The sequence below is a fragment of the Candidatus Pacearchaeota archaeon genome, assembly GCA_035404185.1.
Lineage (GTDB): Bacteria > Patescibacteriota > Minisyncoccia > Minisyncoccales > Minisyncoccaceae > UBA2211.
The window spans coordinates 1-17,087 of the sequence record DAONGN010000002.1 but is presented as its reverse complement, the minus strand read 5'-3'; the positions used below and the strand labels follow the sequence as shown (position 1 = coordinate 17,087).

Genomic DNA, 17,087 nt, shown 5'->3' with positions numbered 1-17,087 from the left:
ATGAAAAAAATACAGAAAGGAAGAAGATTACATAGAGAAAGAGATCAAAGGCATGCATTGTTAAAGACTTTGGCTACATCTTTAATTTTGAAAGAAAAGATCACTACTACCGAAGCTAAGGCCAAAGAACTTTCTCCTTTTATACAGAGGAAAATTACTAGAGCCAAGAAAGGGGATATGGCTGCTCGCAGATATTTAACCACTTGTTTTACTCCTAAAGCAGTTAAAAAATTAATGGAAGATATAGCAGCTAGATATAAAGACAGAAAAGGAGGTTACGTTAGAATAACAAAAATGGGACAGAGAAAATCTGACAGCTCTAAAATGGCAATGATTCAATTAGTTTAAGAATATGAAAAAAGCAATCACAACTACAAAAGAAACCATAAGGATTGATGCAACAGGCAAAGTTTTGGGAAGACTTGCGACTGATCTTTGTGCTATTTTACAAGGAAAGAAGAATGTTGATTATGCTCCCAATAAAGAACCAAACAACGTTGTTATTATTACTAATGCTGATAAAATTAAAGTTACTGGAAATAAGATGCAGGATGAAACATATTTTAGACATACAGGATATTTAGGAAACGATAAACACACCCCAATGAATGTAATATTTAAAAAAAATCCTGGACAGTTAATAAAGTTTGCTGTTAACGGAATGCTACCGAAAAACAGATTAAGAGCAAAACACTTAAAGAGATTAAAGTTTGAATAATTATATGGCTGAGAAAAAAATAACAAAAAAACCGGCAGAGAAAAAAGAAAAGAAAGTTTCTCTTGTTAAAAAGGAAACCAAAAAGAAGGTTGCCGAGGTCATAGAGGAAGTGAAAGAAATAAAGGTAGAAAAAAAGATTGAAAACATTGATTTTGGTTTGCCAATAAAAGTTGATGACGATGATGATTTTGTTGTAAACGAAGATGATTTTAAAAATCTAGGAGATAAATATTTTGAGGGAACTGGGAGAAGAAAAACTGCCACTGCCAGAGTAAGACTATACACAAAGGGTGACAAGGGAATGGAAGTTAATAAGATGGATTTCTCTAAATATTTTCCAACTAAAGGATTGCAATCAACAGCTTTAGCTTCGTTAGACAAGATGAAATCGTTAGATAGATTTAAAGTTACAGCTATGGTCAAGGGGGGGGGCGTAAACGCTCAAGCTGAGGCTGTAAGACATGGTATTGCTCGAGCCTTGGTAGTATTTAATCCTGATTACAGAAAGAGACTAAGAAAGGCTGGATTCTTAACTAGAGATCCAAGAATGAAAGAAAGAAAGAAGCCTGGACTAAAGAGGGCAAGAAGAGCTCCACAGTGGTCAAAACGTTAATATTTAAGCCAGAGCAAAAGCTCTGGTTTTTTGTTTGACAAATATCACTCCTTCTACTATCTTCTAATTAATCTAGCAAAAGCTAGTTTAGGACCTAATGGTGATAATATGGAAAGCGAAGAAACGGCAAAAAGCTTTAAATTTAAGAAATTTTTATACGGAGGGATGTTCAATGACGATGGAGACATGCTTTTGTGTAAAGATGGCGAAGAATTGAGAATGCCAGGCGGTCAGATTTATGTGGCAGACATTTGTCCGTTCATTAATGAGAAGTGGGTTCCTGCTTTTCTTAGTCGAAGGATCGAGGTGGACACGGGAATAGCAGCTTTTTTAGTGGTTAAAAATATACAACAACTTGCCGCTACTTATAATGTCTACTCTGATAATTTTAAGGAGGAACATTCGGCAATTATTGTCGGCAATATAAATTCTTGTCTGGTACTTAAAGTTAATACTTTATTTTTCAGTGCTCAAGATATTCTTACTCAAAGAATCAAAAACCCTCAGCAATTTCTTATTATGCGAATGTTCGCAAGCCGAGACTGTCCAAATCAATTTTCTCGAAAAATTGCTGGAAAATGGCTTAAGTCCCACACATAACACTCAATTTTTTATAGAGTGTTTTTTTATTGAGGCAAGATTTTATTTTCAGAAACAATTAATTCTTCTTTATTTAATAGGAATAGTTTTTTAGTGTTTCCATTAAAGAATATTTTAGATACTTCTGATTGAGGAAGCTCAAAAGAGTTGATACGATCTCTATTGTCTATTTCACTGATATTAACTTTATTGTCTAAAGTGTAAATAAAGTAGTCCCCATTTAACCATTTGATATCTCCTATGTTTTGAGAGAACCTAGAGATAAAAATTGTTGAGCAGGCTTTTACGAAGAAAGGAGTTTCGGTATCTTTTAATAAAAGTAACCAAAGTTCATTATCAGCAGCAAATAATATTCTTTCATAAAAGGGAGTATATTTTAATTCTGTTTTAGCTTCTATTTTTTTATCAAATATTTTTGTTTCCTTATTAAATAAGTAAACGGTTTTTTTGTTTTCAATTAAGAATATTTCATTTTCCATTGAAACTAATTCATATGTTTTGTCTTTTGTTTCTATGGGTTCTTTAGATAGGGTTTCGTTAATATTAAGAAGAACATTATCTCTATAAAGTAATCCATCCTCAAAAGAGTAAACATCATTTCCGTTTACTGTAAAAGCGTCAACATTTTCTTTTTTAAATAGTTTTGGAGTATTTTGTTTGTCAGCATTAATTCGATAAATTAAGTTATTTGATTGGTAAAAGAAACTTCCTTCATTATTTGAATCAAAGACAACATTTTTAGTCTTGCTACTCATTGATTTAATTAAGGATATTGTTGATGTTTCTGTATTTAATAAATAATGAAGCCCAGTAGATGTTTTAATAAGAGCTCTTTTTCCAGTTGGAGAGAATAGTATATCAGAAATATTGTAAGGAGTCTGAGTCTTAGAGAGAATTCTTTGAGTTTCTTTCTTTTCTGAATCGTAAGATAATAATTCATTAGAAATAGTTAATAAAAGCATCCTATTGTTGTCAGGATAGGGATAGAAATTTTTAATATCGTTATCTACTGAAGCAAAGGGTATGTCATTAGGAAAGAGAATTACATATTTAGCTTCAACAACCTTTTTTTGTTTGACTTCTAGAATTTTTTCCCAAGAATGATAGTTCGTTTCTTCTATTTTTACAGTATGATTCTCGGGTAATAAATTTTGTATCAAAAGATCTCTTGAAAATCCAGATGTTTTATTTTTATAATTATCATCAATTGAGACTGTTGTATCACCTGGGAGTGTTTTTATGTAAATTCCTCCAGTTTCAAGGAATTTCATTTTTTTGATATCAAAACGATATCCTTGTGAATACATGATTATTCCGGGAGAGATTACTGTGAAGATTAAAACCATTAATATGAATAATATAGTTCTTACTGTTTTTGTCATATACTTCATTTATACATCAAAAACCCTCTCTTGCCAATTGCCGTTTCGGTATGTTATCATGGGGTATATTATGAAAATAGGAATAGACTTAGGTACTAAAAATTCTCTCGTATTCATTCCAGACAAAGGAGTTGTTTTGAATGAACCATCAGTAGTAGCTGTCTCTGTAACAGAGAACAGAATTTTGGCTGTTGGGCAGGCTGCTAAGGAAATGATTGGAAGAACTCCTGAAGAAATTCAGGTTTTTAGACCATTAAAGGATGGAGTGATTGCTGACTACAGAATTACTCAGACAATGATTAAGCATTTTATTTCTAAAGTTAATTCTGGATTTTTTAAGTTTATCAAACCGGAATTATTAATCGGAGTTCCGGCAGGAATTACTTCAACCGAAAAGAGAGCTGTGATCGAAGCTGGAATTTTAGCTGGAGCAAAAGAAGTGTTTGTTGCTAAGGAGCCAATTCTTTCAGCCATTGGAGCAGGCATACCGATTAATTCTTCGTCTGGTCATTTAATTATTGATATCGGAGGAGGAACGGCTGAAGTAGCTGTTATTTCTCTAGGGGGAATTGTTTGTTCTCAATCTTTAAGGGTAGCAGGGGACGAACTAGACGTTGCTGTTGCTGAATATATTAAAAACAAACATAACTTGGCTATTGGAGAGCAGACCGCTGAGGATATTAAAATAAAGATTGGAACAGCTTTACCAGAAAAGGAGCCAAAATATCTTGAAATTAGGGGCAGAGACTTGATCACTGGATTACCAAAGAATATTAGAATTTCTTCTAATGAAATTTGTGAAGCTATTGCCGATCCTCTAGCCGAAATAGTTCAATGCGTTAAAAATGTACTAAGAGAAACTCCGCCAGAATTATCAGCTGATATTATGGATAAAGGAATGGTGGTGGCTGGAGGAGGTGCTTGTTTGAGAAATATCGCAGCTTTATTATCTAAAACAACTGGAGTTCCTTGTTTTGTTGCCGACGATCCATTGAGTTGTGTAGCCAAAGGAACTGGTGCGGTTTTAGATAATCTTGATTTATACAAGAAAAGCATAATGGTTAAAAAATAATATATGCTCGAAGAAAAATTTGTAATACAGGGCGGCAAGAAATTGTCGGGAGAAATAGAAGCGAGAGGCTCAAAAAACGCAGCCTTTCCTGTTTTAATTGCGACACTATTAACCAGCGAAGATTGTGTTATTGATAATATTCCTTTAGTAGAAGATATTTTTAGAATGCTTGAAATATTTGAAAGCATGAAAGTTAAAGTTGAATGGTTAGGAAAAAGGAAAATTAGAGTCAATGCTAAAAACATGGATCCTTCAAAAATAAACTCTGATTTAGTTTTGAAGTTCCGTGGCTCAGTTCTTTTATTCGGAGCTATTTTATCAAGATTCGGAAAAGCCAGTTTGCCTCAACCTGGCGGATGCGTTATTGGAGTTCGTCCAATTGATACTCACTTAGATGCTTTTTCTCAGATGGGAATTGATATTAAAGAAAAGAGAGGTAAGTTCGTAATGACTGCTCCTCAGAAACTAAAAGACAACATGGTGATAATGGATGAATTATCAGTTACGGCCACAGCGAATGTTTTGCTTTTCTCAAGTTTATTAAACGAGGAAATTATACTCAAGGTTGCTGACGGTGATTATCAGAATCAGGAATTATGTAAGATTTTAAAAAAGATGGGAGTTAAAATTTCAGGTGTTGGACAGCACACATTAATTATTAAGGGGCAGAATAAATTAAAAGGATTCAAGCATTTTTTAATGTATGATCCGATCGAAGCTGGTACCTTCATTATTATGGCTTTGGCAGTTAGAGGAAATATTTTAGTTAAGAATGTCGAGTATCCTTTTTTGGAATTTGTATTAAAGAAACTAGAAGATTGCGGTGCTAATTTTCAAATTATTAAAAGAAAAAAAGATTTAGTCGACGTTCAGGTTCTGCCATCTAAAAATATTAAAATTAGGAAAATGCAAAGCTTGCCTTTTCCAGGATTTCCTTCAGATTTGCTTTCTGTGTTGGGAGTATTGGCAACTCAAACTAGGGGAGTAACATTAATTCACGATCCATTATACGAAGGAAGATTAAAATATATGGAAGGATTAACGAAAATGGGAGCAGATATATTTTTCTCTGACCCACACCGAGCAGTTATTAATGGAATTACCAAATTATATGGAGCAGATATGGGTTCATTTGATTTAAGAGGAGGAGCGTCATTAATCACTGCAGGATTAATTGCTGAAGGAAAGACCACGATTAGAAATATTTATCAGGTTGATAGGGGATACGAAAAAATAGAAGAAAGATTGCAAAAATTAGGAGCCGATATTAAAAGGATAAAAGATTAAAATGACAATTGGGCATAAAAAACAGAAAGAGGTATTAGAGAGATTAGCCAAAGGTAAAAATATTCCTCATGCCTTACTGTTTTCTGGAATAGAGAAGATTGGAAAAAAGAAAGTTGCCATCGAATTTATTAAAAGTATTTTTTGCGAGAAAGAAAAAGGATTTTGTGGAGAATGCTATTCTTGCAGAAGCATAGATTCAGCAAGTTTTCCAGATTTATCAATAATCGAAGCGAAAGACAGAAATATTGAAATTGAAGAGGTGAGAGATTTACAAAATAGATTGTCTCTAAAGTCATACAATAATTCACTTAAGGTTGGGATTATAGACGATGCTCATTTAATGAGGAAAGACGCTCAGAATGCGCTTTTAAAGGTTTTAGAGGAACCAAAAGGGGATACACTGCTAATATTGATTACTTCATATCCGCAAATGCTTTTACCGACTGTCCGTTCAAGATTAGAAGAAATTAAATTTTCAGTTATTCCAAGAAAAGAAATAGAAGATTATTTAGTTTCTCTTGGAGCTGATATAGAAAAAACTAAGGAGATTGCTTTAATTTCTTCGGGGCAGGTAGGGAAAGCAATAGAATTTTTAAATGATGAAGACAAATTAAAGTTTTTTAATAAGGCAATTAAAGATATTATTTCATTGGCTCATTCAGAAATGTATAAAAGATTTGACTTTGCAAAAGAATTCAAGGAGAATCAAGATGAGATTGTAAATGTATTAGATATATGGGAGAGGTTTATGAGGCGGGAAATATTATTAAAGGTATATGGTAATAAGGGAAGTTTAGAAAATTATTCTTTAAAGAGAATTAAAGAAATAATTGATGAATTAGAGAAAACCAAGTACCTTATTGAAAATACAAATGTTAATAAGAAATTGGCGTTAGAAAATTTATTAATAACATTATAATAATTTTTTTAAACATATGTACGAACAAATTATAAAAGAAAAAGAACCAGAGATGGATAAGGTAATAGACTTTGTTACTAAGAAGATTTCAAGTTTTAGAACTGGCAGAGCTACTCCAGCTTTAATTGAAGATATTCAAGCTGAATGTTTTGGACAAATGATGCCAATCAAACAATTGGCAGCTATATCAGTTCCTAGCGCTAGAACTCTTTCAATTCAGCCTTGGGATAAGTCATATATGGAAGCAATTGAAAAAGCCATCTCAAGAGAAGGAGCAGGATTGTCTCCAGTAATTTCTGGAGATGTAATTCTTATTAATATGCCTCAAATGTCAGAAGAATTGAGGAAGGAATTAGCAAAAGCTCTTTCTCAAATTAACGATGATGCTAAGCGAACAATTAGAAAAAATAGAGATGAAGCTTGGTCAGATATACAGGATAAGACTAGAGATGGTTTAATTAGAGAAGACGATAAGTTCAAAGCTAAAGATAAATTACAGGAATTAGTTGATAAGTATAATAAAAAGGTTGATGATTTAATTGACCGCAAGAAAGTTGAAATAGAAGGATAATATGTTTTTACTAGATATAATAGTTTTTTTAATAGTTTTGGGAGTTGTTGTTTTTGTCCACGAGCTTGGTCATTTTATAGCTGCTAAAACTTCAGGAGTAAGAGTTGAAGAATTTGGATTGGGGTTTCCACCTCGTCTTTGGAAAAAAACAATTGGTGAAACTCAGTATTTTATCGGAGCGATTCCTTTCGGTGGAATGACTAGGATTTTTGGTATGGATGAAATGGATGAAGAAAAGGATAAAGATTCGAGAGCTTACGAATCAAAAAATGCTTGGAAAAAATTATGGATTTGCGGAGGAGGAGTTGTTTTTAATTTAATTTTTGCGGCCCTTGTTTTCTACGGCTTGATTGCTTTTTCTGGATTTAAATCAGAACAAGCTTTGATTTATCCTGAGTATCATTTTCCTTTTGGGAATCAAGTTAATCAAGTTTTAATTGCTCAAGTTGATAAAGATTCTCCAGCTGAAATATCAGGATTAAAACCTTACGATGTGGTTTTAAGTGTGAATGGAAAAGTGGTTAACGGGATAGAAGAATTTAGTACTATTATTTCTGAGAATAAAGGTAAAGAAGTTGTTCTTGGATTGAAAGATGGAAGGGAATTAAAAATTACGCCAAGAATAGAATATCCATCAGAAGAAGGTCCATTAGGCGTTGGATTGAGAGATATGGCACTATTAAGTTATTCAAGTTTTTCCGAGAAAGCTTTGGTAGGATTCTTGCACGCTTATAACATTACTGATTATTCTATTAGAGCGATGGGATATATTTTTTCTTACGCCATAATTCACAAGTCGATGGGAACAGTTGCTTACTCTATGACCGGTCCGGTAGGAATATTTGCTATTACCAAAATTATAATTCAAAAAGGCTTGTACGATGTAATTAATTTAATAGCCATTCTTTCTATAGCTTTAGGAGTAAGTAACTTATTACCCATTCCAGCAATGGATGGAGCTAAATTAATATATATTGGTTTAGAATCGGTAAATAAGAAAGTATTCAATAAAGAGTTGCAAATGAAGATTGAAAGTTTTGGAGCAATATTTTTAATAATTTTAGCCGTGGCAATAATTTTCAAAGACTTTATTCAATTTAAAGATATAATATTTAAATAATATGAAACAAGCTGATTTATTAACAAGGACAGTTAAGGAAAATCCTAAAGATGAAGTTAGTTTAAACGCTAAGTTTTTAACAAGGGGTGGCTTTGTCGATAAATTAGCTAGTGGTATATATACTTATCTTCCTTTAGGTTTGAGAGTTTTGAAGAAGATAGAGAATATTGTTAGAGAGGAAATGAATAATATTGAAGCACAGGAAATATTAATGCCATCTCTTTTGCCTAAGGAAAATTGGGAAAAAACAGGAAGATGGAACGTGGAAGAGATGTACAAGATTCATGATGAGAATTTAGGATTGGGTTGGACCCACGAAGAAATTATTACTCCTTTAATGAAGAAGCATATCTTGTCTTCGCATGACTTGCCTAAGGCAATTTATCAAATTCAATCTAAGTTTAGAAATGAACCGAGAGCCAAATCAGGCATTTTGCGTGGCAGAGAATTTTTAATGAAAGATCTTTATTCTTTTCATAACAATGAAGAGAGCTTGAATGAATATTATGAAAGGGTCAAGAAAGCATATTTCCGTATTTACGAAAGATGTGGACTAAAAGATAAAACATATTTAACTTTAGCGGGAGGAGGGACATTTTCTTCTTCGTCTCACGAATTTCAAACCGTGACTTCAGCTGGAGAAGATATTATATATATTTGTAAAAATTGCAGTAATGCAATTAATAAGGAAGTGTTTGATAAAAAGTGTTCTTGTGGGGGCAAAGATTTTATTGAAGAAAAAGCAATTGAAGTTGGTAACATTTTTAAACTTGGAACTAAATATTCTGAGGTGTTTGATTTGAAAGATGAGAATGGAAAACATTTAATTATGGGTTGTTATGGTATTGGTATCAGCAGATTGATGGGAGCCATCGTTGAATCATTTAATGATGACAAAGGGATAATCTGGCCGAAGAGCATAGCACCATTTTTTGTTCATTTAATTTCTCTTGATATGGGTAATAATGAAGTAAAGCAAAAAGCCGAAGAAATCTACGATATTTTACAAAATTCAAATCTTGAAGTATTATATGACAACAGAGATGAGAAGACGGCAGGGGAAAAGCTTAATGACTGCGATTTAATAGGTATTCCCAGGCGTATTGTTATCAGTCAAAAGACATTAAAAGAAGAGAGTGTTGAGGTTAAAAAGAGAGGCGGAGAAAAGACAGAATTAGTGAAGATTAAAGATTTAATTGATTTTCTAAAAAATGACATTTAAGACATTTAATTTAAATAAATATTTTTCTAATTTATCACAAGATATTGCTATTGATTTGGGGACGGCTAATTGTTTGGTGTATGTTCGCGGGAGAGGCATTATTTTATCTGAACCATCAGTCGTGGCTTTGAATAAAAAGACAGGCCAGGTTTTAGCTATCGGTAGAGAGGCGGAAAAGATGGTAGGAAGAACTCCAGGACATATTGTTGCAATTAGGCCATTAGTTAATGGAGTTATTTCTGATTTTGAAGTAACAGAGCAGATGCTTAGATATTTAATTGAAAGAGCAAGACAAGATAAATTTACCTTTTTAAAACCGAGAGTTATCGTTGGTATTCCTTCGGGAGTGACTGAGGTGGAAAAGAAGGCGGTGCGTGATGCAACTAAATCAGCTGGAGCAAGAGAAGTATTTTTAATTGAAGAGCCGATGGCTTCTGCGATTGGAGCCAGAATGCCCGTACAAGATCCTTCTGGCAATTTTGTCGTTGATATTGGAGGGGGAACAACCGAAGTTGCTGTTATTTCTTTGGGTGGAATAGTTGTTTCTAAAAGCTTGAGAATTGCTGGAGATAAATTTAATAATGATATTATTCAATTTGCTCAAGAGAAATACAAATTATTAATTGGAGTTAGAACAGCGGAAAAGATTAAGATAAGTATTGGGGCAGTATACTTTGAAAAAGAGCCCTTAAAACAAGAAAATAAAACAATGCCAATGAGAGGAAGAAATTTGGTGACCGGTCTTCCCGAAGAAGTAATTATTTCTCAAACAGATGTTAAAAAAGCATTAGATAGATCTATCAATCAAATAGTTTCAGAAATCAAAAATACAATAGAAATGACTCCGCCAGAATTACTAGCTGATATTATGAAAAAAGGAATCGCTTTATGCGGAGGGGGAGCGCAATTGAGAGGGTTAGATAAAATGATTGTTAAAGAAACAAATATTCCTACCTATATTATTGAAGATCCAATGACTGCGGTTGCAAGGGGAGCAGGAATGGTCTTGGAAAACCTTGATGACTTCCACGACGTCTTAGTTGAAACAGAAGAATTACAACCGCCGAAGTAATTATTGGACAACAACTTTTTAGTTGTTGTTTTCTTTTTATGGAAGATATAGAAAAGGTGAAACAAGCGAAAGAAGAAGCTGAAAAAGAATACAATAAAATTCAAAAAGTTTGGTGCCCTTATTTAAACGGTTTTGTTTATTTTAATACAAAAGGCTTCAATCATTTAATTTTTAAATCTTGGAATACAACAAGGACACTGACTGAACAATATACAAGATTAAGGCTTTTAAGGTTTGTTCCTGAAATAACTAGAAAATCTCATACCCTGCAAGAGTATGATGAAAGAAAAATGTTTGTAAGACAAAAAATTAATTCTCGCTGGGAGAATAGAATGAAAACTGTTTATTATTATGTTTTTGTGGCGATAATTAAAAAAGCTAGATTAAAGATAATTATTAAAGAAATAGAGGGAGGAGAAAAATATTTCTATAGTCTTTATCCTTCTTGGTGGACTGCTAAAGGAATCAATGGTCAAGAAGAGAAAAGGCTTTATTCTGGAAATTTAGAAAAAGATTAATGTATAAAAAAAGTACCTGTCTGCGGTTTATGAATTGACCGCGAGAGAGCCAAAGCCCTCACAGATACATCTATATTATATGATTAATACGAGAAAAAAGTCAATAACAACAGAAACGATAGAAATAAGAGAAATTAAAATAAAAGATGTAGATTTATTTTTAGATTTTTTAAGAAATTCAATAAAAAATCAATTTGATGAATATTCAAAAAAGTCAAAAGATTTTTTTATTAAAAAAGAATGGACAAAAGAAAGAATTATAAATTCAATTAAAGAAAACTATGCTATTTTTCTTTTAGTTTTTAAAGAAGAAAAAATATTAGGATATTTAATTGGTTCTCATCATTTTGGAGGCATCGCTACTGTGATGTGGATAGCAGTTGATAATAATTATCAAGGACAGGGAATTGGTAGAAAATTAATTAATAAATACATTTCTATTTTAAAAAAGGAAAAAGCACATAAAGTCAATCTTACTGTAACCAACAAGAAGAATATTGATTTTTATGAAGGACTTGGATTTAAAATTCAGTGCTTTTCAAAAAGAGATTATTTTGGTCTCGATTCTTATCTAATGTCTAAAGACATACAAGAGCCTCAATGGTGATATTGACATAATTTAACTATTATTGTATTATATTTCCAATAGTTCTTTAAAAGAATTTGTTTTCGTGAGTAGCGCTTTTGATATTTTTGTATCAAGTGCGCTACCCACGAATTGGGTACACTATCACAAAAGAGGTTTTGAAAAATGAATTTCAAAGTTGAAGTAGTCGTCAAAATTGCCGACTCCAAAACAATTGAACTGATGAAAAAAAACCCCGATATTAATCTTCGGGAAACACAGGGCGGAGCAGTAGCCTATCTTTATTCGAAGGAAGGCATTAAGTACGATATTCCTCTCATTCTCTGCGGTCAAGAGCTCAGGATGAATATCAGCGAGGGCAAGAGAAACGACCGTTTGGTCACGGTCGTCTGTTCCACCAGAGGAGAACCAAAAAAACCATTCTGGGTGAAGAGTCAAAAAAACCAAAGGGACGTTGACAAAGAGGTTGATGCTCGTTTTTCTCTTCGTGGTCCAGCCTGCGTGATTACTGTAAACAATCAAGGACGATTCTCAATCTATGATGTCTGGATTGAGATTCGCCATGGACATGCCGAAGTAAGAACCGAAGAGGTCTTTTCCGTATTCCTTAAAAGGAATAAAGGAAAGTTTATCTTCAGTGAAAGCATGTTCGGTAGTGACTGTTTCAAAGAAGCTGCTATTGCTGCTATAAAGAAAGCAAACATCTCTGATGGGGGTGGCCCGATGTTCTTCCTCGAGAAAGATCCGGCAGTAATATTCCGTGAAGAAGGATCGCCAATGGCTTTCACTCAAGACAAAAAAGGAGCTGTTTTCTCCGCAGGAATGACCATGAGAAGTAGCTCTCAAACGTAATCTTTTTGGCTCTTGTTTGGATAATCCAGATAAGGGCTTTTATTATATAGATAAAGCACTTGACAATGTTTTTAAATCTGCTAAATTAGTAACTACATGATAAATATAAAGAAGATACATACAGCAAATAGGCGGTTTTAAAAAATAGCTTAAGTTAAGCTGTTTGTGAAAGCCGCGTGAAAGCGTCTTTTTTATTTCGTGTAAGGTTATTTGATAAATTAATAGAGTAAATAAGAATAAAGTTATTATTTGCTAATCAAAGGTTATTTATGTTATGGGCAAATGGTGGATGCCTTGGGACCAGACGCGATGAAGGACGTGGCGTAGCTGCGATAAGCCTCGGGAAGGTGCTAGCAACCTATGAACCGGGGATTTCCGAATGAGGCAACTCAATTCCATTTAAACGAAATTATCGGAGTTAAATCCGATGCGAACCCGCTGAAGTAAAACATTCTAGTAGGCGGAGGTAAAAGAAAACAAAAGTTATTCCCTCAGTAGCGGCGAGCGAAAGGGGAGAAGCCTAAAATCATTCGTGCTTTGCATGAGTGATGGTTGTAGGGGAACAATGTCTATTTAATTAGAGGGAGTTAATAAATGCATTTCAATTAGTTGAACTTCTCTGGAAAGAGAGACCGCAGACGGTGATAGTCCGGTAGGCGAAAATTAAAATGCGCTCCTTATTGTTTTTCCTGAGTACTGTCGACACAAGATAATTCGGCAGGAATCTGGCGGGACTACCCGCTAAGGCTAAATACAATCTGGTCACCGATAGTGAACTAGTACCGTGAGGGAAAGGTGAAAAGTAGCCCGGTGAGGGCGATGAAATAGAATCTGAAACCATTATGCCTACAAAGAGTCAGAGCTGGAATTCGTTCCAGTGATGGCGTGCTTTTTGCAGAACGAGCCAACGAGTCTCTTTTACCAATTGTCTAAGCGCTTCTGGCGCGGAGGCACAGGGAAACCAAGTCTTAAAAGGGCGAAATATAATTGGTGGGAGAGGACCCGAAGCCAGACGAGCTTGCCATGGCCAGGATGAAGCTTTCAGAAATGAAAGTGGAGGTCCGAACCCGTTTGTCGTGCAATCCATTGGGATGAGCTGTGGTAAGGAGTGAAAAGCTAATCGAGTTTGGTAATAGCTGGTTCTTCCCGAAATAGTTTTAGGACTAGCCTTTACATTTAAGTATTATGGAGGTAGAGCACTGAAAGAAGTTCCGTGGCTTCGGCTAGGTACTTTTATCAAACTCCGAATGCCGTAATATATGTGTAGGGAGTCAGACAGTGGGAGCGAAGTTCCATTGTCGCGAGGGGAACAGCCCAGATCGTCATCTAAGGTCCTTAAATCTAAACTAAGTGTAAGTAAGGAGGTGGAATTTCTCAGATAGCTAGGAGGTTAGCTTAGAAGCAGCTATCCTTTAAAAAGTGCGTAACAGCTTACTAGCTAAGAGATTTTGCGCCGAAGATTTCCGGGGCTAAAGTTTAGTACCGAAGATACGACTTGGTACATATTTATATGTGCCAGGGGTAGGGAAGCGTCCCTATTGCGCTGAAGTCAAATCGTGAGGTTTGGTGGAGCGATAGGGAGTGAGAATGTTGGCATGAGTAACCACAATTGAAGTGAGATTCTTCAACACCGTAAATCCAAGGTTTCCTTGGCAATGTAGATCAACCAAGGGTTAGGCGGGCCTTAGGAGAAGCCGAAAGGTTTATCTGATGGACAGCCGGTTAATATTCCGGCCCTCTAACATTTTTCTGAAGGGTGACGCGATTTAGTAGTTTGGGCAGATTATCGGATTTCTGTCTTGCGCTTGAGGGGCAACCCAAGAGTGAGAGCGAAGCTTGTCTTCGGACAGGTGAAGCCAAATGAGCAAGTCGCCCAGAAAAGCCCGCAGGGTTAAAAATGTTTGAACCGTACTAAAACCGACACAGGTGGATGGGCACAAGCGTGCTAAGGTGAACAAGTGAAAGGTCCTGAAGGAACTCGGCAAACAAGTGATCGTAACTTAGGAATAAGATCTTCCTCTCTCCGCAAGGAGAAGAGGACGCAGCAAACGTCTCTCTAGCGACTGTTTATCAAAAACACAGGTCCCTGCTTAATTCGTAAGAGGAAGTATAGGGGCTGAGGCCTGACCAGTGCCAGAGTGTTAAAAGCGGCGGTTGCTTCGCTCTTGTTTCGTAAAACGATTGTGAGTTTCCTTAGTAGTTTCTTAGAATAAGTTTGATTAGTTAAATGTAGCAAGTAAGTAAAATACGTGTGTCTTTATGTTTTTTAATAGGTAAGACATTGCGATGATTTCAAGTTGAATAGGAACTCATGATCAAGTTTTGCGGATCAGGAGCGGAGCAGCTGACTGCTCCAAGCCTCCGGTGAACGTCCGCGGTAACTCTGACCGTGTTAAAGTAGCAACAACGCACTGCTTTAGTAAAATCTGGCTATATGCTGGAAAACCTGGAGTATCCGACGTTACTATGATATAATTTATGATAAGGAGCTATAACACCTTATCAAAATATTATGTCAAGTGAAAAAACGTTCGGTGCAGGCAATCAGCAGGAAAGGCTTAGTTTTATAGGCTGGGTAATTGGTTTCGTTGACGGCGAAGGGTGTTTCACTGTTAGTTTTTTTAAACATCCCAAGTCTCGTTTACGATTAAAATGGCAAGTATTCCCAGAATTCGTTATTACTCAAGGAATGAAAAGTAGATCTGCTCTTGAAGAAGTCGAAAACTTTTTCGAATGCGGTAAAATCTACTTGAATAAAAGATATGATAATCATCACGAACATCTGCTGAAATACGTAGTTCGTAATCGTGAAGATTTGTTGGAAAAGATTATTCCATTTTTTGAGAAGAATTATTTACGAACAGCAAAAAGAGAAGATTTTCTTATTTTTGCAAAAATTGTCCGAATGATGGACAAAGGAAAACATCTTGAAGAAAAAGGATTGGAGAAAATCCGATTAATGATTTCGAAGATGAATAATCGTAAATTCAGATAAATTAAGAATCCTCAGAGACTATACGCCGGACTCATTAAGTAAAAATGAGAAGATATAGTCCGAACTTTATAGCGATATAAAGAGTTCCACGAAAGCAAAGTGGATATAACAAATTGAGCGTAATCCCTTGTCGGGTAAGTTCCGACCCGCATGAAAGGCTTAACGACTGGAGAACTGTCTCCAGGACCTGCTTGGTGAAATCGCAATAGGGGTGAGAATGCCCCTTACCTGTGGCTAGACAGGAAGACCCCGGGAGCTTTACTATATCCTGGCATTGAATTTTGATGCTAAATGCGTAGCGTAGGAGGGAGACTTTGAAGCTGTTATCTCGGTAGCAGTGGAGTCGCCAATGAAACACCTCTCTTTTAATGTCAAGGTTCTAACTTTGTTACCTGAGGAGGGTAATGGAAGACAGTGCTTGGTTGGTAGTTTAAGTGGGGCGCTTTTCTCCTAAAAAGTAACGGAGAAGTTTAAAGGTCGGCTAGATCCGGATGGAAATCGGATTAGTCCTGTAAAGGGAAAAGCCGGCTTAACTGCAAGACGGATATGTCGCGCAGATGGGAAACCAGAACTTAGTGAACCGACCATGGTTCGTAGGACCGTGGGAGATCATCAGACAAAAGTTACCCCGGGGATAACAGGCTGGTAGTGCCCGAGAGTCCATATCAACGGCACTGTTCGGCACCTCGATGTCGGCTCATCACATCCTGGGGCTGTAGAAGGTCCCAAGGGTTTGGCTGTTCGCCAATTAAAGTGGTTCGTGAGCTGGGTTCAGACCGTCAACAATGGCGGCTTACCGGAGTAATCTGGTTAGCAAAACCGACTCATATCGGTGAAGTCCTATCATTGATTTTCAACCTGTCATATGGTAGGATAATACCGAGGGAAGTTGTAAGTTTGAACTTATGAGGAAAATAAACGATATTCAAAAATCTTACATTGCTGGATTTTTAGACGGAGACGGTAGCGTTTACGTCAAACTCAAGAAAAATGATACTTATAGATACGGTTATCAAATCTCTCCCTATATTACATTTTACCAAAAAGCAACTTATATTGATTTTTTGGAGAAAATGAAAAAAATGTTAGGAGTAGGATATACCAGATCTAGAAAAGATGGCGTCGCCGAATATACTATCGGAGACGAAAAATCATTGCTCGAGTTTGCAAAACAAATATCGCCGTTTAGTAAATTGAAGTCCAGACAATTAAGATTGCTTTCCAGCATTCTTAAATTGAAATCTAAAACAAAGAGCGCTAAAGATTTTATAGTCCTTTGTAAAAAGATTGATATGTTCAAGGAATTAAATTATTCCAAGAAGAGAACGCAGGATTCGAAGGAAGTATTGAAATACCTTGTAAGTAAAGATTTATTAACCCCGTAGAGACTGAGCTTTTATAGCGAGAGTCATTCTTTTATACAGAATGGCTAATATGTCGGTCCCCTGTAAAAATCAACAGGGAGGTGGTATAGTCCATGCACTTAGTAATAAGTGATTTACATGCGTAAGACAGGTTGGTCCATATCTACCACAGGCGTCGAGTTTTGAGGAGAGTTGC

At 35.4% G+C, this 17,087-nt stretch carries 16 protein-coding genes and 1 rRNA gene; 16 read left to right on the top strand and 1 reads right to left on the bottom strand.

Features of this window, described 5'->3' with window-relative positions:
- From rplQ to PLD14_03490, 4 genes are all read left to right on the top strand, one after another.
- Positions 1 to 348, top strand: a complete 348-nt coding sequence (gene rplQ, locus PLD14_03505; GenBank protein HPR80262.1) for a 50S ribosomal protein L17 — start codon at positions 1 to 3, stop codon at positions 346 to 348.
- 4 nt (positions 349 to 352) lie between these two features.
- The gene (rplM, locus tag PLD14_03500) at positions 353 to 718 is read left to right on the top strand and encodes a 50S ribosomal protein L13 (GenBank protein ID HPR80261.1); all 366 of its coding nucleotides are present in this window, start codon (positions 353 to 355) and stop codon (positions 716 to 718) included.
- 163 nt (positions 719 to 881) lie between these two features.
- Complete coding sequence (gene rpsI, locus PLD14_03495; protein HPR80260.1) at positions 882 to 1,331, top strand: 30S ribosomal protein S9; 450 nt, start codon at positions 882 to 884, stop codon at positions 1,329 to 1,331.
- Between the two features lie 108 nt (positions 1,332 to 1,439).
- Entirely contained in the window at positions 1,440 to 1,931 is a 492-nt protein-coding gene (locus tag PLD14_03490) for a hypothetical protein (GenBank protein HPR80259.1), read from the top strand.
- Positions 1,932 to 1,957: 26 nt separating this feature from the next.
- On the opposite strand, the gene PLD14_03485 is transcribed toward PLD14_03490, so the two are convergent.
- Complete coding sequence (locus PLD14_03485; GenBank protein ID HPR80258.1) at positions 1,958 to 3,313, bottom strand: hypothetical protein; 1,356 nt, start codon at positions 3,311 to 3,313, stop codon at positions 1,958 to 1,960.
- Positions 3,314 to 3,383: 70 nt separating this feature from the next.
- Between PLD14_03485 and PLD14_03480 the strand changes: the two genes are divergently transcribed.
- The 12 genes from PLD14_03480 to PLD14_03425 all read left to right on the top strand — a co-directional run bounded on the left by PLD14_03480 (position 3,384) and on the right by PLD14_03425 (position 16,912).
- On the top strand, positions 3,384 to 4,385 hold the full coding sequence (locus tag PLD14_03480) for a rod shape-determining protein (protein HPR80257.1): 1,002 nt from the start codon (positions 3,384 to 3,386) through the stop codon (positions 4,383 to 4,385).
- A gap of 3 nt (positions 4,386 to 4,388) precedes the next feature.
- Complete coding sequence (gene murA, locus PLD14_03475) at positions 4,389 to 5,672, top strand: UDP-N-acetylglucosamine 1-carboxyvinyltransferase (GenBank protein ID HPR80256.1); 1,284 nt, start codon at positions 4,389 to 4,391, stop codon at positions 5,670 to 5,672.
- 1 nt (position 5,673) lies between these two features.
- A complete protein-coding gene (locus PLD14_03470; GenBank protein ID HPR80255.1) occupies positions 5,674 to 6,591 on the top strand; it encodes a DNA polymerase III subunit in 918 nt (305 codons plus the stop codon).
- Between the two features lie 16 nt (positions 6,592 to 6,607).
- Entirely contained in the window at positions 6,608 to 7,162 is a 555-nt protein-coding gene (locus tag PLD14_03465) for a ribosome-recycling factor (protein HPR80254.1), read from the top strand.
- 1 nt (position 7,163) lies between these two features.
- The gene (locus PLD14_03460) at positions 7,164 to 8,282 is read left to right on the top strand and encodes a M50 family metallopeptidase (protein HPR80253.1); all 1,119 of its coding nucleotides are present in this window, start codon (positions 7,164 to 7,166) and stop codon (positions 8,280 to 8,282) included.
- Position 8,283: 1 nt separating this feature from the next.
- Positions 8,284 to 9,504: a His/Gly/Thr/Pro-type tRNA ligase C-terminal domain-containing protein gene (locus tag PLD14_03455; protein ID HPR80252.1), complete on the top strand. Its 1,221-nt coding sequence runs from the start codon at positions 8,284 to 8,286 to the stop codon at positions 9,502 to 9,504.
- Positions 9,494 to 10,576 (top strand): rod shape-determining protein, encoded by a 1,083-nt coding sequence (locus PLD14_03450; GenBank protein ID HPR80251.1) that lies wholly within the window; start codon positions 9,494 to 9,496, stop codon positions 10,574 to 10,576. The genes PLD14_03455 and PLD14_03450 overlap by 11 nt, the downstream gene beginning before the upstream one ends.
- A 38-nt stretch (positions 10,577 to 10,614) precedes the next feature.
- A complete protein-coding gene (locus PLD14_03445; GenBank protein HPR80250.1) occupies positions 10,615 to 11,094 on the top strand; it encodes a hypothetical protein in 480 nt (159 codons plus the stop codon).
- A gap of 79 nt (positions 11,095 to 11,173) precedes the next feature.
- Positions 11,174 to 11,701, top strand: coding sequence for a GNAT family N-acetyltransferase (locus PLD14_03440; protein ID HPR80249.1), 528 nt, complete (start codon positions 11,174 to 11,176; stop codon positions 11,699 to 11,701).
- A 201-nt stretch (positions 11,702 to 11,902) separates the two neighbouring features.
- The gene (locus PLD14_03435; protein HPR80248.1) at positions 11,903 to 12,532 is read left to right on the top strand and encodes a hypothetical protein; all 630 of its coding nucleotides are present in this window, start codon (positions 11,903 to 11,905) and stop codon (positions 12,530 to 12,532) included.
- Positions 12,533 to 12,793: 261 nt separating this feature from the next.
- Positions 12,794 to 16,369 (top strand): 23S ribosomal RNA (locus PLD14_03430).
- A gap of 63 nt (positions 16,370 to 16,432) precedes the next feature.
- The gene (locus PLD14_03425) at positions 16,433 to 16,912 is read left to right on the top strand and encodes an LAGLIDADG family homing endonuclease (protein HPR80247.1); all 480 of its coding nucleotides are present in this window, start codon (positions 16,433 to 16,435) and stop codon (positions 16,910 to 16,912) included.
- The last annotated feature ends 175 nt before the right edge of the window (positions 16,913 to 17,087 follow it).

What these genes read in the sequence shown, in the direction of transcription:
- PLD14_03485 (HPR80258.1), bottom strand. Translation starts at nt 3,313, where the DNA reads ATGACAAAAACAGTAAGAACTATATTATTCATATTAATGGTTTTAATC.
- PLD14_03425 (HPR80247.1), top strand. Translation starts at nt 16,433, where the DNA reads ATGAGGAAAATAAACGATATTCAAAAATCTTACATTGCTGGATTTTTA.
- PLD14_03490 (HPR80259.1), top strand. Translation starts at nt 1,440, where the DNA reads ATGGAAAGCGAAGAAACGGCAAAAAGCTTTAAATTTAAGAAATTTTTA.
- PLD14_03470 (HPR80255.1), top strand. Translation starts at nt 5,674, where the DNA reads ATGACAATTGGGCATAAAAAACAGAAAGAGGTATTAGAGAGATTAGCC.
- PLD14_03455 (HPR80252.1), top strand. Translation starts at nt 8,284, where the DNA reads ATGAAACAAGCTGATTTATTAACAAGGACAGTTAAGGAAAATCCTAAA.
- PLD14_03480 (HPR80257.1), top strand. Translation starts at nt 3,384, where the DNA reads ATGAAAATAGGAATAGACTTAGGTACTAAAAATTCTCTCGTATTCATT.
- PLD14_03460 (HPR80253.1), top strand. Translation starts at nt 7,164, where the DNA reads ATGTTTTTACTAGATATAATAGTTTTTTTAATAGTTTTGGGAGTTGTT.
- PLD14_03435 (HPR80248.1), top strand. Translation starts at nt 11,903, where the DNA reads ATGAAAAAAAACCCCGATATTAATCTTCGGGAAACACAGGGCGGAGCA.
- rplM (HPR80261.1), top strand. Translation starts at nt 353, where the DNA reads ATGAAAAAAGCAATCACAACTACAAAAGAAACCATAAGGATTGATGCA.
- PLD14_03440 (HPR80249.1), top strand. Translation starts at nt 11,174, where the DNA reads ATGATTAATACGAGAAAAAAGTCAATAACAACAGAAACGATAGAAATA.
- rplQ (HPR80262.1), top strand. Translation starts at nt 1, where the DNA reads ATGAAAAAAATACAGAAAGGAAGAAGATTACATAGAGAAAGAGATCAA.
- murA (HPR80256.1), top strand. Translation starts at nt 4,389, where the DNA reads ATGCTCGAAGAAAAATTTGTAATACAGGGCGGCAAGAAATTGTCGGGA.
- PLD14_03445 (HPR80250.1), top strand. Translation starts at nt 10,615, where the DNA reads ATGGAAGATATAGAAAAGGTGAAACAAGCGAAAGAAGAAGCTGAAAAA.
- PLD14_03465 (HPR80254.1), top strand. Translation starts at nt 6,608, where the DNA reads ATGTACGAACAAATTATAAAAGAAAAAGAACCAGAGATGGATAAGGTA.
- PLD14_03450 (HPR80251.1), top strand. Translation starts at nt 9,494, where the DNA reads ATGACATTTAAGACATTTAATTTAAATAAATATTTTTCTAATTTATCA.